Annotated in this window: 12 protein-coding genes; 2 read left to right on the forward strand and 10 right to left on the reverse strand. The window is 65.4% G+C overall.

Features of this window, described 5'->3' with window-relative positions; genetic code table 11:
* The first annotated feature begins 501 nt into the window (after positions 1-501).
* Positions 502-1362 (forward strand): hypothetical protein, encoded by an 861-nt coding sequence (locus V9L18_RS18220; RefSeq protein ID WP_337348564.1) that lies wholly within the window; start codon positions 502-504, stop codon positions 1360-1362.
* A gap of 537 nt (positions 1363-1899) precedes the next feature.
* On the opposite strand, the gene V9L18_RS18225 is transcribed toward V9L18_RS18220, so the two are convergent.
* The 6 genes from V9L18_RS18225 to leuS all read right to left on the reverse strand — a co-directional run bounded on the left by V9L18_RS18225 (position 1900) and on the right by leuS (position 8601).
* Entirely contained in the window at positions 1900-2073 is a 174-nt protein-coding gene (locus V9L18_RS18225) for a hypothetical protein (RefSeq protein WP_337348565.1), read from the reverse strand.
* A gap of 66 nt (positions 2074-2139) precedes the next feature.
* Positions 2140-3378 carry a ComEC/Rec2 family competence protein gene (locus V9L18_RS18230; RefSeq protein WP_337348566.1) on the reverse strand — a complete coding sequence of 413 codons (1239 nt, stop codon included), beginning with the start codon at positions 3376-3378 and terminating at the stop codon, positions 2140-2142.
* A 49-nt stretch (positions 3379-3427) separates the two neighbouring features.
* Positions 3428-4000 carry a hypothetical protein gene (locus V9L18_RS18235; protein ID WP_337348567.1) on the reverse strand — a complete coding sequence of 191 codons (573 nt, stop codon included), beginning with the start codon at positions 3998-4000 and terminating at the stop codon, positions 3428-3430.
* A gap of 24 nt (positions 4001-4024) precedes the next feature.
* A complete protein-coding gene (locus V9L18_RS18240) occupies positions 4025-4954 on the reverse strand; it encodes a ComEA family DNA-binding protein (RefSeq protein WP_337348568.1) in 930 nt (309 codons plus the stop codon).
* A gap of 49 nt (positions 4955-5003) precedes the next feature.
* Positions 5004-6011 carry a DegV family protein gene (locus tag V9L18_RS18245; RefSeq protein WP_337348569.1) on the reverse strand — a complete coding sequence of 336 codons (1008 nt, stop codon included), beginning with the start codon at positions 6009-6011 and terminating at the stop codon, positions 5004-5006.
* A gap of 58 nt (positions 6012-6069) precedes the next feature.
* Complete coding sequence (leuS, locus tag V9L18_RS18250; RefSeq protein WP_337348570.1) at positions 6070-8601, reverse strand: leucine--tRNA ligase; 2532 nt, start codon at positions 8599-8601, stop codon at positions 6070-6072.
* A 298-nt stretch (positions 8602-8899) separates the two neighbouring features.
* Here leuS and V9L18_RS18255 point away from each other — a divergent pair, with 298 nt between their 5' ends.
* Positions 8900-11248, forward strand: coding sequence for a PEP/pyruvate-binding domain-containing protein (locus V9L18_RS18255; RefSeq protein WP_337348571.1), 2349 nt, complete (start codon positions 8900-8902; stop codon positions 11246-11248).
* On the opposite strand, the gene V9L18_RS18260 is transcribed toward V9L18_RS18255, so the two are convergent.
* The 4 genes from V9L18_RS18260 to V9L18_RS18275 form a co-directional block, all read right to left on the reverse strand.
* Positions 11239-11385, reverse strand: a complete 147-nt coding sequence (locus V9L18_RS18260; protein WP_337348572.1) for a hypothetical protein — start codon at positions 11383-11385, stop codon at positions 11239-11241. The two genes, V9L18_RS18255 and V9L18_RS18260, sit on opposite strands and share 10 nt — an antisense overlap.
* A gap of 40 nt (positions 11386-11425) precedes the next feature.
* A complete protein-coding gene (gene glpK / locus V9L18_RS18265) occupies positions 11426-12940 on the reverse strand; it encodes a glycerol kinase GlpK (protein ID WP_337348573.1) in 1515 nt (504 codons plus the stop codon).
* Positions 12941-12980: 40 nt separating this feature from the next.
* Positions 12981-13730: an MIP/aquaporin family protein gene (locus tag V9L18_RS18270; protein WP_337348574.1), complete on the reverse strand. Its 750-nt coding sequence runs from the start codon at positions 13728-13730 to the stop codon at positions 12981-12983.
* A 95-nt stretch (positions 13731-13825) separates the two neighbouring features.
* Positions 13826-15637: a glycerol-3-phosphate dehydrogenase/oxidase gene (locus tag V9L18_RS18275; protein WP_443197972.1), complete on the reverse strand. Its 1812-nt coding sequence runs from the start codon at positions 15635-15637 to the stop codon at positions 13826-13828.
* Positions 15638-15719 lie beyond the last annotated feature (82 nt).

Here is a 15719-nt window from a genome sequence, read left to right on the forward strand (position 1 = left end):
CACCATGGTCTGAACTAAAAGGTGAAGCCCGGACGAGCTGGAAAATGTAAACGCACGTGCCTTCAGGTGCACCGAGCAGTAACCTGACGCTCGGAGGGGAAGACATGATACTCACTGCACAGATCAAGAAAGCGGCCGACGGCTGGCTCGACCTGCGCGTGATCGAGATGCCGGATCTTGAAGCCCACGCCCGAAAATGTCGAGGACATCCCTGACGCAGTCCGCGACGCCGCGGAAAGACTTACCGGACGCCCCGGACATGACTTCGACGTCGAGGTCAGGTACTAACGCCTACCGTCCAAACGGTCCCCTCCGGAGTGCCGGGGCGTGAGCGCAGCGCGAAGCAACTCGGGGACGAAAAACTGTGGACAGTCAGGATTCTCCGACAGAACTGCGTGATTATTCCATTCGTTGGATGTATCTTCAGTGAGGGGCGTCTATCGCCTCTCACTGGGGGAATTTCGTCGTCCCCGACACATTCAACGAAAGGGATCGACAACGATGAGTTATCAACCTAGGGCCCTGAGCCGTGCTTTGCTGGCGGCAGGCCTGACCGCGGCGCTCTGTGCCGGAGCGACCGCTACGGCGCTGCCGGCGGCCGCCGCAGAGACGAAGCTTCGGGTCGTCCAGCACAACACTGACCAAATTCCGGAGCGCTGGAACGATGTCCTGAAGCTTGCTGGCGACAATGATGTACTGCTCGCTGAAGAGGTCTGCGAGGCTTCGTACGAGACTGCAAAGGCGGCCCATCCCAACTGGACGTTCTCGTTCCACCGGCAGAAACAAACCACTGCGGGCAACGCTGCGGCCGTCTGTCCGACATCAGAAGACGGCACGACCTGGAAGGGGCTGGTCGCCGTTCACACCGGCGCCGGCACCGCCACAGACGTTAATTTCTTCGGCGCCGAAGTCAATAAGGCGAAGGGCCAGACCTTTGGGATGGCTTGTGTGAAGTTTCGAAAGGACGGCAACAAGGTGAATGCCTGCGCGACGCACCTGCAGGCGTACGGCGATGATGTGGATGCAGACCGCACCGAGCAGACCCAAAAAATCAAGAACATCACTAAGCGCTGGATCCACGATGGCATTTCCGTCGTCGTCGGAGGTGACTTCAACACGGGCCCTCAGACAGAGGCAATGACAAACATGTACCAGTACAACGGTGAGGGAAAGTTCGTGGAAGCGCACCAGCTCCAGACCGGAAAGGCGGCTCGCGCGGGCGTAGACACGGTCGACGGTCGGAAGATCGACTATGTATTCTTCTCCGCTAAGCAGACCCCGTTGAAGTCAGGGGGGACCTTTCACGTAGATCGGGTTAAGGACGGACACGCGATCCTTACCGCGACGGCCAACATCAAATAGACCAGTGAGCGGTCGGTCAGTTCAGTCGTTGGAGGACAGGACTGACCGTTCCGTTCCGCTCCGTTGACCCGCTGTGTTTCGGTCATTTAGGCGGAGGCCATGACCGACCATGGGACAGCTGACGAACATACCGAAATATCCAACACGCAAACGAGACTGAGCTAACGGCTGTAGTACCCCATCTATTCGATCTGGATCTGGGGGCCACTGATCCTCCTGGCCTCATGCAATCTCTCCACAGCTTTCACCGCGACCTGCTGAAAGTCGTACAGCGACAAGCGTGCTTGATCACTAAGCCGGCCCAAGAGCCCCTGCTGTCCCCAGTCCGTTTGCGGTGCTGCCCAGGGCCGCGGAAAGTCCGCCCAGCCTGGCACTGTCCATTGTGGCGATGCTTAGCCGTTCGGCCGCGAGGACGGCCTTGCTGGTGAGGGAACCAGCCTTGAGCTGGGATGATGCTCCTCGTGACAGCAGGAGCGTGCCGATGTTGAATGTCGCGCCTCGTGCTGCCCAGTTTGGGTTCGTGTCGGTCTCGTCCGCTTACACGAAGGCCGGTCCCATTGACGCGAACAGGTCCAAGGCCTGCTGGACCGCCGGCGCTTCACGGTCCTTCCTGTCCTGATCGAATGCCGACAACGGCGTGGCTGCGAGTGTCCAAGCGGCCGCGTTCAGCGCGTTCACGCCGATCCTGGTCCGTTCGTCGCGCCAGGTCATGTCATGCGAACTGGATAGCGTCGACCCCGCGTCTCGATGGTCTCTCCGAGACGCGTTTCTGGAACGTCAGTCGGCGGTTCCCGAGCCGTTGCGGGAATCCCCTTCAAATTCCCTGCCCAGCGTTCGCTCGCACCGTGGCTCCAAGCCACGAGGTGGACCGCGGTACGGGGAGCGCGGCCATGCCGGCCAGCGGAGGCCTTCCGCCTTTTCGAGAAGTCGCTCGATGCGGCCGTGCAAGCCCAGCAACAGGTCCGCTGCCATCCGTGGGCGGAGTGCAAGCAGCACCATTGCCAGCGTCAGTACCGACAACGCCACCATGGTCATCACCCCGAAGCCTCCTTCCGGCCACCGAAGTGAGGAACCGGGCAGAGCCGCCATAAACCTGGCCGTCCCGGCAACGCCGCCGCAGAAAACCCCCGCCACCGCGATGAGTACGGTTGCAGCCCATGGCGCCAGTACCGTCAGGGGAACAGCGGCTGTGCCGAGCAACGTCACCGGGGCAACGAGCGGGGCAGCCGCGATGTTCGCCACCAATGAGTAGGTCGAGAATTGTGGCTGCAGAAGCACAATTACGGGACCGCACAGCAGCTGGGCGGACAACGGCACGGCGAACGCTGCCGCCGCCCACCGGGGCACCCAAACAGGAGCCAGGTCCACCAACCGCTGGCCAAGCACAATGATTCCCAGGGTTGCGAGGACCGACAACAGGAAGCCGAAGCTGGTCCCCAGGCCCGGATCGAACAACAGAAGCCCGATCACGGCGAGGCAAAGGAAGCTCAGTCCCCGGCCCGTTCTCCCGCCGGCCAGTGACGCGAGGGCTATTGAACCCATCAGGGCAGCGCGCAGGACACTGGCATCGGGGCCGACCAAGAGGACAAACAGTCCCAATCCGGACAGTGCCAAGGCGGCCGCTGGCACCCTGGGCATGCGCAGGCTGCGGGCCAGCAGCAGGAGGGCACCAAGCACCAGACTGCAGTTGGCGCCGCTGACGGCGGTCAGATGGGTCATGCCCACCGACTGCATGGCGCCATTCAGCCCTTCATCCAAGGCGCTGGTGTCCCCGGTGACCATGCCGGGCAGGAGACCGGCGGGGTCGTGCTCAAGGAACGAGGCGGCGGCGACGTAACGGCTGCGCAGTTGGCCCGGACCCTCCTGCCAGCCCAAGGAGCCTCCTGCCAGCAGGCCCGGAGCCGATGAGGCCGCCAGGATACCGGCCTCGGTCTGCCCCGGATCTGCGGGCTTGAGTTTTCCGGTGGTGCGGAGGCGCTGACCGGCCGCCACGGCGCCCCAGTCGCTTCCGCCCATGACCACGATGTCGGCGTTGGCCCGAAGCAGCTGGCCACCGGTGGTGACTTCAACCGCCGCGGCCGGTACGGCCCACGGGCGAAACGGCTCGAGGCGGTCCCGTGACCTCCAGGACGGCCACCACAGATTCGCCGTCCCGCACGGCATCGGCGAAGGGACCGTGGTTGCGCTGCGAGGACGAGACCGCCGAATGCGCGGCGGTGGACACAGCCAGGAGCACGGCAAGGGCGGCAGTGATCAGGAAGCTGCGGGGAACGGCACTCCGCACGGCCTTGCCAAGGAGAAGGCCCGCGAGAACCAGTAGTCCACAGCTGAGGACCAGAAGGGCGTCCGGCGTCAGCCAGACACCTGCGATGGCGGCACCCCAAACCAGCAGGGCAGCCGGAGCAAGACGGACGTCCGTGCGCCGCCTCGGCCCGTCTACAGCCGGAGTCTTGGGCTTCCCACGGACGTTCTCCGCAACCGCCCGGCGGACCTTTTCCTGTATAGGACTCCCCTGCACTTTCGTGCCGGTCCTGAAGGGTTCCTCTGCCGGCCGGGTGCGGTGTGCGGTGGATTCGACAGCATCAGGCGTCCGGACTGCCGACTCCACAAACCGGTTCCACCGGCTGGGGCTACCCACGGCGGCCTGCTCCTGCCGGACACATCACTCCACGCTCACCAAAGGAAGCAGCGTTTCGAGCATTTTCGGTCCCACGCCGTCCACCGCATCGAGCTCCTCGACTGACGTGAACGGGCCGTGCTCCTTACGCCAATCCACTATCCGCTGGGCCAGCACGGGGCCTACTTTGGGCAGGGTCCCCAGCTCTTCAAGACCAGCGGAGTTGAGATTGGTCTTGCCCCCCACGGAACGTGACGCAGCACCGCCGGCAGCCGAGCCGCCCTCCTCTCCCGAAACGGCACCTGCGGAGTCGGCCGGGAGGGGTTCACCCTGCCGCGGCACATAGATCTTCTGCCCGTCCACGACGACGGCTGCCAGGTTGAGCCGGTCAAGGTCTGCCCCAGGGGTGCCTCCGCCAGCGGCAATGAGGGCATCATTGACGCGGCTTCCCGGCGACAGTTCCACGACGCCCGGCCGGGCAACCGCTCCCGCCACATGCAGCACGGCAGGACCGCCACTCACGGGCTGCGAAGGCTCCGCAACTGTTCCCGCGGTCTGACCACCCTCCATGTCGGGGCTGGCCGACACCGAGCTTCCGGACGACGCCGCCTCACTGATTGGCAGCACTTCGGGACGGCCGGCGGAAACCTGCCACCAGAACCAGGCACCACACAGGACAGCCACAGCTCCCACAAGCAGGGCGGATTTCAGTCCAAGCCGCCACCTCAGGACCGGCCCCCTGCGCACGGGGACCGACGGGGTGCTTGCGCGGATGGCGGGCGCGTGATCGGAGGACGCTCCCCCTCCGAAGCCTTCGGCCGACTGGGAAGACTCCCCCTGGCCGGAGCTGCCGTAGACAAAGGCCTCCTCACCGCCGGGTAACAGCCCGGCGGAGGAAGATCCGAGTGTGGCCTGCAAACGGCTTCCGGCATGGCGCGCCCCAGGACTGGCGGCTCCAGCTTCACGGCGTGACATATCCCCCACGCTAGGGAAGTCCGCCGGAACGGGACAGCGCCGGCAGCGGCTATGTGGAAAGTCCGGGGACGTCGTCGGCCAGCCCCGGGGAGTAGCCCTCCCCCACGATCACAGCCAGGACGCCCAGGCCGGCGTGGGCGGCCAGCACCGCAGGAAGCGAACTGATCTGGGCGCGCGGGCAGTGAGGCAGCGCAGCGGCCAGCCTGTCGGCAAGCGCTTCAGCCTCGGCAGGATTTCCGAAGTGGTGGACGGCGAGGCTGACGCGGCCGGCCGGCCGGGAAGCTGCGTCCTCGGCAGCGATCTCCTCCAACCGGGCAACTGCGCGGGCTGCAGAACGGACCTTTTCCAGCGGAACGATCTTGCCGCCGTCGACCGCGAGGATGGGTTTGATGGCCAGCATGGTTCCCACCAGGGACGCGGCCGCCCCGATCCTGCCGCCCCGGCGGAGCTGCTCCAAACTGGGGACATAAAAGTACACCTTGGTCCGGCCAAGCTGTTCCTGTGCGACGGCCGCCACGGCGGCTGCGTCGCCGCCCGCTGCGGCTGCGACCACAGCGGCCTGCACGCCCAGGCCCAGCGCCATTCCGACTGTCCCGGAATCGACAATTTCGACAGGGATGTCCACCCGGCTGGCCGCGAGCCGGGCCGCATCTGCGGTCCCGGACAAACCGCCGGAAATGTGGATCGAAACAACGGCTTCGTAGCCCCGCCGTCCGGCGGCACGGAACGCCTGTTCGAACTGCCCGGGTGACGGACGGGAAGTCTTAACGGATTTGCCGCTGGCGAGTGCCAGTGCAATGGTTTCGGTGATGTCGTCTTCGCCCTCGCCGTAGATTTCCTCACCCACCATCACGGGCATGGGAATCACAGTCAGGCGCCCGTCGCCGGCGAAGGCTGCGACCCAGTCGGCCGGCAGCGCGGCTGCGGAATCGGTGACCACGGCAGTGCGGACGACGTCGGCCGGGCCGGCACCCGCTGCCCCCGGACGGGGCACGGGCCGGAAGGCCGCCAGACGGTCCCGGAGCCAGAGCCAGGCAGCGGAATCACGGTCGGGCAAGTGCGCCTCCTGGAATTTTTTGCCGGCCGCCGGAAGGATCCGGCGGCCGGTGACCCGGCTAAGCCGGGACGATGTTCACCAGTTTAGGGGCACGCACGATGACTGTGCGGATACCCCGCCCATCGAGGGCGCGCTGAACGTTTTCCGACGCGAGGGCCAGTTCACGCAGCTCGTCTTCACTGATCTCCGGGGAGACCTCGAGACGGTCGCGGACCTTGCCCTGGACCTGGACGACAGCGGTGACGGTTTCCTGCACCAGGAGCGCTTCGTCGTGGGTTGGCCAGCCGGCGTTCGCCACGGAGGCAGGGTGGCCCAGGACGTTCCACATGTCCTCCGCGGTGTACGGCGCGAAGAGACTGAGGATAACGGCAACGGCCTCCGCGGCTTCGCGCACCGCAGGATCGGAACCACCGGCGCCGCCAGCCGCATCAATGGTCTTGCGGGTCGCGTTGACCAGCTCCATCAGTTTGGCCACCACCACGTTGAACTTGTTGCTGTCCAACAGGGCCGCGGCGTCGGCAATCGTGCGGTGGGTCAGCGAACGCAGCGCCCGGTCGCCGGAGGCGGCGTCGGTGCCGGGGGTGCTGGTGACGTCCTGCGCCAGCCGCCAGGCGCGGGCCAGGAACTTCGCAGAGCCCGACGGCGAAACATCCGCCCAGTCGACGTCGTCCTCCGGAGGGGAAGCGAAGATCATGGTGAGCCGGACGGCGTCCACACCGTACTTATCCAGCTGCTCACCAAGGTCAACGCCATTGCCGAGGGACTTGCTCATGGCCTTGCCGCCGTTGAGGACCTGGCCCTGGTTCAGCAGGGCGCTGAACGGTTCGTCGGCGTCGATCATGCCGAGGTCGTGGATGACCTTGGTGAAGAACCGGGCGTAGAGCAGGTGCAGGATGGCGTGCTCCACGCCGCCGACGTACTGGCCAACTGGCATCCAGTCGTTGATCTTCGCGGGGTCGAAGGGGCCGTCCGTGTATTCCGGGGAGACAAACCGCAGGAAGTACCACGACGAATCCACAAACGTATCCATGGTGTCGGTGTCCCGCTTCGCCGGTCCGTGGCAGTTGGGGCATTCAACATTGACCCAGGCCTCGGCGGCAGCCAGCGGCGACGTCCCCTTCGGCGAAAGGTCCTCGCCACGGAGATCTGCGGGGAGGGTGACGGGCAGCTGCTCGTCCGGTACCGCAACCTCACCGCAGGCGGGGCAGTGAATGATGGGGATGGGCGTGCCCCAGAACCGCTGCCGGCTCAACAGCCAGTCACGCAGCCGGAAGTTGACGAACTTCTCGCCGGTGCCCTGCTTTTCAAGGATGCCAATGGCGGCGGGGATGGCCTCAGCCTTTGGCAGGCCATCGAGGACGCCTGAGTTAATCAGGGTGCCCTCCCCCGCAGTTGCCTTACCGGAAGCAGCCGGGTCCTCCTCGCCGGTGTCCAGCACGGCGCGGACGGGCAGGTCGAAGGTCTTGGCGAAGTCAAGGTCACGCTGGTCGTGGGCCGGGACAGCCATGATGGCTCCGGTACCGTAGTCGGCCAGCACGTAGTCTGCGGCCCAGACGGGCAGCTTCTCGCCGTTCAGCGGGTTGACGGCGTACCGGCCGGTAAAGACACCGGTTTTTTCGCGTTCGGTGGACTGGCGTTCGATCTCCGTGAGGGCTTTGACCTGCTCGCGGTACGCGTCCAGGGCGCCGGCATGCTCTTCCGTGACCAGCTCGACGGCGAGCGGCGCGTCAGCGGCGACCACGAAGAACGTGGCGCCGTAAAGGGTGTCGGGGCGGGTGGTGAAGACCGTGACGTCCTTGGCGGGCTTGCCGCCGTCGGCCTCGATCACAAAGGTGACGTGGGCACCTTCGGAACGGCCGATCCAGTTCTTCTGCATGGCCAGCACGCGCTCGGGCCAGTGGCCTCGTAGCTCCTCCATGTCATCGAGGAGCCGGTCGGCGTACTCGGTGATCTTGAAGTACCACTGGTTCAGGGACTTCTTGGTGACCGCGGTGCCGCAGCGTTCGCAGGCCCCGTTGACCACCTGTTCGTTGGCCAGGACGGTCTGGTCCTTAGGGCACCAGTTGACCGGGGAATCCTTGCGGTAGGCCAGGCCACGCTCATAGAAGCGCTTGAACAGCCACTGGGTCCAGCGGTAATACTCCGGGTCGGAAGTGTGCAGCCGCCGTGACCAGTCCGCGGAGATCGCGTACCGCTTGAACGACGCGGCCTGCGTTTCGATATTGGCGTAGGTCCACTCGCTGGGGTGGGCGTTGCGTTTGATGGCGGCGTTCTCCGCCGGCAGGCCGAAGGAGTCCCAACCGATCGGATGCAGGACATCGAAGCCCTGCTGGCGCAGGTACCGTGCCACGACGTCGCCCATGGCAAACGCTTCGGCGTGGCCCATGTGGAGGTCGCCCGATGGGTACGGAAACATGTCCAGGACATAGCGGCGCTCGCGGGAACCGTCATCGGCTGGGGTAAAGACCTTGAGGTCTTCCCATACCTGCGGCCATTTGGCCTCCATAGCCGCGAAGCTGTAGGTGCCCTCCTCAGGCCCCTCAGCTGCCACTGCTGGTGTTCCGGTCTCTGTCTCCGGCTGAACGCTCACTGCTGCCCTCTTCTGTTCTGTTACGGCATCTGTGCGGCCGTAACTTCTCTGATCCCTTCTGCTGCCGGCCCGGCAAACCTGCCCGGACACACAAAAGCCCCTCTCCATGGAGGGGCTGCCGCGCGGCGATCCGGTTGACTCCGGATACCGGGCGGCTAGCTAAGCAGAAGGATCGCACGCATAGAACTACTTTAGCGCACCGGGAAGGGACGCTGCGGTGACCTTTGCCTACCCGTTGCGGCCGGGCGTGAATAGACTGAAATCCGCTGTGCAACAACGGACGGGACCGGTGACCCTGGTGAGTGAAAACATCCTGTTTCCCCCTCTCGGCCACCCCGCCGCGCTGGCCCGGGAGGCCGTCGGCAGCAAGGCTGCTGCGCTTTCGGCCTTGGCGGCAGCAGGTTTCCCGGTACCGCCCGGCTTTGTGGTCACGGGCACTGCCCTTGAGGCCGGAGTATCCCAAGGTGTGACCGGAGGCCTTCAGGCGGCAGCAGCCGCTGCCGGCCCCGGCCCGTATGCAGTAAGGTCCTCGGCCGCTGCGGAAGACCTGCCCGGCGCATCCTTCGCGGGCATGTATGAGAGCTACCTCAACGTGGACGCAGCCGGCCTGCCCGGGGCCGTGGAGCGCTGCTTTGAATCGGCCAGGGCTGACCGCGTCAGGGCCTACGAAGCCTCTATCAGGACCGGCGCCGGCGAGGGGCCGGACACGTACGACGGCGCCGCGGCAGGTGCCTGGTCCGGCATGGCGGTTCTCGTGCAACAGATGGTGGACCCTGTCACCGCGGGCGTCGCCTTGACCGCCAACCCGCTGACCGGAGACCGCAGCGAAACCGTCATCTCCGCGGTTCCGGGCCTCGCCGACGGCCTGGTTTCCGGCGTGGAGACGGGCGAGGAATGGATTGTGCGCGAGGGGCGGCCCGCCCTGGCCCGGGGCGCGGCCGGTGTTCTTTCGGAGGAAAGCGCGACGGCGGTGGCCGCCACTGCGGCGCAGGTGGCCCGGCACTTTGGGCGCCCGCAGGACATTGAGTGGGCACTGGACAAAGCGGGCAAGGTCCAGGTTCTGCAGGCCCGTCCGATGACCGCCCTCCCCGATCCTGTTTCCTGGAACCCGCCCGGAAGGGGCACCTGGCTGCGGAACTTCCGCCTGGGCGAATGGCTGCCTGAGCCGGTCACTCCGCTGTTCATGGACTGGGTCATACCGCGGATCGATGCCGCCTACAACCAGGCCGTCTTCGCGTCCGCCGGCATTTCCGTGCCCATGGGGCATGGGCTGGTCAATGGCTGGTACTACGTCGCCCCGCCGAGCCCCAGGGCGCTCCCCCACCTGCTGTTCGGCGGCGAACCCCGGTCCCTGCCGTACTTCTTCAACTCCGTGGTGCGGCCCATGTTCGACCCCGCCGGGGCGGACAGGACAGTGCTGCGGGGGCTCGAAGACGAATGGCGCACCCAGTGCCTGCCCTCATACCGGGCACTTGTGGAGTCCTCGAGGGGTGTCGTGGAAACGGCTGCCCTGCCCGAGCTGATGGACATCGTGGAGCGTGTGGCGCAGAAAGCAGGAGAATATCTCTGGTTCTTTGCAGCCACCGGCGGTGCTGCCTGGAAGATGGAGATGGCACTCGCGCGGTTCTGGCGCCGAAACATTGCCGGTGCGCCCGCCAGCCGGGCCGCACAGGGCGCATTGGACGCCACCGGATACCAAACACTTCTGGGCGGCCTGGCTCCTGCCCTGCCTGCAAGCGTTCCGCACGCTGTCTACAGCCTCGACTGGTATCACCGGACCGCGGGCGAGCAGCCCGACCCCCACCCAGCGACGCCCCAGACGCCCCAGACGCCCCAGACGCCGAGTATCAACACTCCGCAGCACGTGACTGCACCGCCCGCAACTGAACGGCGCCGGGCGGCTGAGGCGTTGTGCCGTGCGGTGCTGAAGCGGACACGCCAGCTGCACAGGTTTGACACCCTCCTCAGCGCGGCCCAGCACTATGCCCTGCTCCGCGAGGAGCAGGCGAGGGACTTCACGCTTGGCTGGCCGCTGCTGCGCCAGTGTGCCACCGAAATAGGCACCCGCCTTCGGGACAGCGGAATCATCGCCGACCCCGCGGACATCTACTTCCTGACGTTCGATGCCCTGCGCCTGGACGCGCCCCCGCAGCACGAAGAAGTAGCCCGGCGCCGCAAGGAATGGGCACGGCAGCGGAAGCTATCAGCTCCGCTGCAACTGGGAAAGATGCCGCCGGTGGTAGGCAACATGTTCGACCGTATAGCCAACTCGGCACGCAGCACCAGGGACGTGCCGACAGGTGCCTTGGTGGGGCATCCGGCCAGTCCAGGGCGGGCGCAGGGCCGGGTGCGCGTGGTTGACGGTCCGGAGGGATTCTCCCGGTTCCTGCCGGGCGAGATCCTCGTGGCCAAAGCCACGGCGCCGGCATGGACCCCCCTGTTTGCTGTGGCTGCCGCCGTCGTGACGGACGGCGGCAACCTGGCCGCGCACGCTTCCCTCGTGGCCCGCGAGTACGGCATCCCCGCCGTTGTTGGTACCGGCAACGCCACCGAGCTCCTTCGGACAGGGCAGCTGGTTACTGTCGATGGCAACGCGGGGACTGTCGAAGTGGGGAGTCTTTCAGATCAACGGGGTTCTCACGCATAGGCCAGGCTGAGCATCAGGGCCTTCAGCTGTGCATACTGCTCTGTAGCCATCCACGCCCGCGCTGCTTCCCTGCCCGCGAAGGCCGGCTCGGGCGGGGTGTTGAAGATGACACTGGTGATGGAGGCACCACTTCCCATGGTCAGAATGTCACAGCCCGCCATGCTCACCACCGAACAACTACCTCACGTCGTCATCCACCCAGTCCATCGACTTCGTGACGGCCTTACGCCACAGGCGGAGCTGGCGGTCCTGTTCGGCCTGGTCAAGCTGCGGTTCCCAGCGCTTGTCCTCGGACCAGTTGGCCGACAGCTCTCCGAGGTCCTTCCAGAATCCGACGGCGAGGCCTGCGGCGTAGGCCGCGCCCAGGGCGGTGGTTTCCACGACCTCGGGCCGGATTACCGGGACGCCCAGGATGTCCGCCTGAAACTGCATCAGGGCATCGTTGGCAACCATGCCGCCGTCGACCTTTAGCTCCGTGAGCGGAACGCCTGAGTCCGCGTTGACAGCGTCCAGCACCTCGCGGGTCTGGAACGCCGTTGCTTCCAGCGCTGCCCGTGCAATGTGGTTCTTGTTGACGAAGCGGGTCAGGCCCACAATGGCCCCGCGGGCGTCGGAGCGCCAGTACGGGGCGAAGAGGCCGGAGAACGCCGGGACGATGTAAACGCCGCCGTTGTCCTTGACTGACGCCGCCAGCGTCTCCACCTCGGGAGCGCTGCTGATCATGCCCAGGTTGTCCCGCAGCCACTGGATCAGGGACCCGGTGACAGCGATGGAGCCTTCCAGTGCGTAGTGCGGTGCGGCATCTCCCAGCTTGTACCCGACGGTGGTCAGGAGTCCGTTCTTGGAGTGGACGATCTCCTCCCCAGTGTTGAAGATGAGGAAGCAGCCAGTGCCGTAGGTATTCTTGGCTTCGCCCGCCTGGAAGGCCGCCTGGCCGAACGTGGCCGCCTGCTGGTCCCCGAGGATGCCAGCTACGGGGACTTCGCGCAGCAACTGCGACGTGTGGACCGTGCCGTAGACCTCGGAGGAGGATTTGATCTCCGGCATCATGCTCAGCGGGACACCGAAGATCCCCAGGATCTCCTCGTCCCAGCTCAGGGTCTCGAGGTCCATAAACAGGGTGCGGGAGGCATTCGTGACGTCAGTGACGTGCACGCCGCCATCGACCCCGCCAGTCAGGTTCCACAGGACCCAGGCGTCGGTGTTGCCGAAAATAAGTTCACCGGCTTCCGCCTTGGCCCGGGCACCTTCCACGTTGTCCAGGATCCATTTGATCTTGGTGCCGGAGAAATAAGTGGCCAGGGGAAGGCCCACCTTGTGCTTGAACCGTTCCGGCCCGCCGTCCTGGGAGAGCTCGTCAACGATGCTTTGGGTCCGGGTGTCCTGCCAGACGATGGCGTTATAAACAGGCTCGCCGGTGGTCTTGTCCCACACTACGGCGGTTTCGCGCTGGTTGGTGATGCCGACGGCGGCAATGTCGTGCCGGGTCAGGTTCGCCTTGGAGAGCGCGGAGGCAATGACCTCCCGGGTGTTGTTCCAGATCTCGGCGGGGTTGTGCTCCACCCAGCCGGCCTGCGGGAAGATCTGTTCGTGCTCCATCTGGCCCGACGAGACTATATTGCCGCTGTGGTCGAAGACGATGGCCCGGGAGCTGGTGGTGCCCTGGTCAATGGCGATTACGTACTGGTTCATGATGACGTCCTTGTCTGTATACGGGGTGTTGGCTGAACGGTCAGGCGGCGGCAGTAATGATGATCGGGGCTATCCTGGCGACAATACCGCCCAGGGCACCACCGGCCAGGGGTCCCACTACGGGAATCCACGAGTAGGCCCAGTCGCTGGTGCCCTTTCCTTTGATGGGAAGCAAAGCGTGAGCAATCCGGGGCCCCAGGTCACGGGCCGGGTTGATGGCGTAGCCCGTGGGTCCGCCGAGGGAAACACCGATGCCCACCACGAGCAGGGCGACGGCAAGAGGTCCCAGGCCCGAGGGCGTTCCGCCGAGGGTGAGGATCACAAAAACCAGCACGAAACTGCCGATGATCTCGGTGACGAGGTTCCACGGCGTGGAGCGGATCGCCGGGCCCGTGGAGAACACGCCCAGTTTGCTGGCCGTCTCGAGGTCGGCGTCGAGGTGCTGCTTATAGGCGGCCCAGCAGACCACTGCGCCGAGGAAAGCCCCCAGCATTTCGCCGCCGAAGTACGTCAGGGTTGAAGCAACATCAATCGGGACCTCTGGGGCATAAGGACGCTTGCCCTCAACCAGGATCCCGAGGGTGACGGCGGGATTGAGGTGTGCGCCGGACTTGGCAGCAACGAAAACACCCGCGAAAACGGCGATGCCCCACCCCCAGGTCACCATCAGGAACCCGCCGCTGTAGCCTTTGGTGCCCTTTAACGCAACGTTGGCGACCACCCCGCAACCCAGGAGGGTGAGCATCGCAGTTCCGAAGACTTCGGAAAGGAAAACAATTCCAAGAGACATCTTTGACTCCTCTATATCTGTTGTCGGTCCATCGCGGTTGCAGGACCGACCGTAGGGCCGGGGCACGGTGGTGCCCCGGCTTTCAGCCGGGTTGCCTAGGCGACCAAACTGTGGATCTCTACTCGGTGGAGACGCTCCAGCACGTCGTGGGCAGCCCGGATCTGCGCGGCCGTTGTGGCGGGATCCCAACCCAGCGGACCGGCGAGCACCTCCGCCACCTCGTGCAGCAGTTCACCCGTCACCAGGCCGCGGAAGGCAAGGGACGTCCGGCGGATGAGCACATCTGCGAGGTGCCCGATCTGCTCATTGGCGGCCATAAATTCCAGCTCGCGGACACTGAGCTCGCGCGTGGAGTGCAGGAGCCGGTCAGCGCCGCCGTCGAGGTAGTCCATGACTTCCTCGGCGCGGGTGCCATAGCGCGTCAGCAGGACCGCGGTCCGGTCGGCGTCGCGGCTGGCGGACATGTGGGCCTTAATCCATTTCTGGACCCCCGCCTCGTCCTCAGGAAAGCCGGTCCCGCCTCCGATGGCGAGCTTCGCCGTCGAAACCTTCCGTTCCATCCCCAATTCGGCGAGCACGTCGTTGGCCATATGCTCGGCCAGCGCGCGGAACGTTGTCCACTTGCCACCCACCAGGGAAAGAACGACGGCGCCTGCCGCCCCTTCGCGCCGCTCGATCCGATAGTCCCTTGAGACAAATCCTGGCTGGGTTGCGTCGTGCCGCGGGAGCGGGCGGACACCGGAGAACGTGTAGACGATCTGCCCGCGGTTCACCGGGATGTCGGGGAAGACGTGGCTAATCAGTTCAAGGAAGTAGTCGATCTCGCCGTCGGTGCACACCGCGTCCTGGCCCATGTCGGCCTCCACGTCGGTGGTTCCCACCAGGACCCTGTCCCCCATCGGGTAGATCAGGACGATCCGCCCATCCGTGTGCTCAAAGAAGATTTCGCGGCCACGGCATGCTTCGAGCAGTCCGGGGTGGTCCAGGACAATGTGCGAGCCCTTGGTGCCACCCATGAACTGGGAGCCGGCGCCCATCGCCCCGTTGGTCAGGTCCACCCAGGCCCCGGTGGTGTTGACGATGACATCCGCGGTGAAGTCAAAAACGTCGCCGGTGAGCTCGTCCCGCAACTGGACGGTGCTTCCCGCTGTGCGGCCGGTACTGCCGGGCGCCGCGGCGGCTGTCATGGACTGCAGCGAAAGGTAGTTGCTGGCCCGGGCCGTGGCGTCAGCGGGGCCGTCGACGCCCAACCCGGCCTTCTCCCCGTCCTGGAGGACGTCCAGGGTGAGGCGCTCCGGATTGTGCACGGACGCATCAAAGTAGGTGGCCGCATATTTGATGCCGGGGTGGAGGTGCGGCAGTTCGGCCAGTGCACGCTTCCGGCCCCGGAACTGGTGGCGGGGAACGGATCCGCCGTCACGGGAGAACGAATCGTAAAGGCTGAGCCCCACCTTGATGAGGAACGCACCGCGCTCCTTCGGCTTGCCCTGCTGCTTGTGCGTCAGGAAGCGCAACGGGGCCGACAGCACCCCGGAGAAGGTACTAAAAATCGGAATCGTGGTTTGGAGTGGCTTCACGTAGTGGGGCGCGATGCGGAGCAGGCGGTTTCGTTCCACCACTGATTCCCGGACCAGCCGAAACTCGCCGTTTTCCAGGTAGCGGATGCCGCCGTGGATCATGTGCGAGGAGGCACCGCTGGCACCTTGGCAGTAGTCTCCGCGCTCCACCAAGGCAACATCGACACCCTGCAGGGCAAGATCGCGGAACGTGCCCACGCCGTTGATTCCGCCGCCGACGATGAGCACTTTTGCCCGCGGACGCTGCCGCAGGGCCTGCACTGAAGAACGCGCTCCGGAGGCTGCAGACGGCGTGGCTCCGCTGTGGCCGAACAAATCATGGGTTCCCAAAACAACTCCCTTGGGTTTGGTGTATGCGGCTGCCGCCTGGCGAACCGCAGGTCTCCCACTATTGTTTGAAGTAATGGAAAAT

Source organism: Pseudarthrobacter sp. CCNWLW217 (assembly GCF_037203985.1).
Taxonomy (GTDB): domain Bacteria; phylum Actinomycetota; class Actinomycetes; order Actinomycetales; family Micrococcaceae; genus Arthrobacter.

Coding starts and splice junctions, on each gene's coding strand:
- V9L18_RS18270 (WP_337348574.1), bottom strand. CDS start 13,730: ATGTCTCTTGGAATTGTTTTCCTTTCCGAAGTCTTCGGAACTGCGATG.
- V9L18_RS18260 (WP_337348572.1), bottom strand. CDS start 11,385: ATGGGAAGTGGTGCCTCCATCACCAGTGTCATCTTCAACACCCCGCCC.
- V9L18_RS18240 (WP_337348568.1), bottom strand. CDS start 4,954: ATGTCACGCCGTGAAGCTGGAGCCGCCAGTCCTGGGGCGCGCCATGCC.
- V9L18_RS18230 (WP_337348566.1), bottom strand. CDS start 3,378: ATGGGCGGAAGCGACTGGGGCGCCGTGGCGGCCGGTCAGCGCCTCCGC.
- glpK (WP_337348573.1), bottom strand. CDS start 12,940: ATGAACCAGTACGTAATCGCCATTGACCAGGGCACCACCAGCTCCCGG.
- V9L18_RS18220 (WP_337348564.1), top strand. CDS start 502: ATGAGTTATCAACCTAGGGCCCTGAGCCGTGCTTTGCTGGCGGCAGGC.
- V9L18_RS18225 (WP_337348565.1), bottom strand. CDS start 2,073: ATGACCTGGCGCGACGAACGGACCAGGATCGGCGTGAACGCGCTGAAC.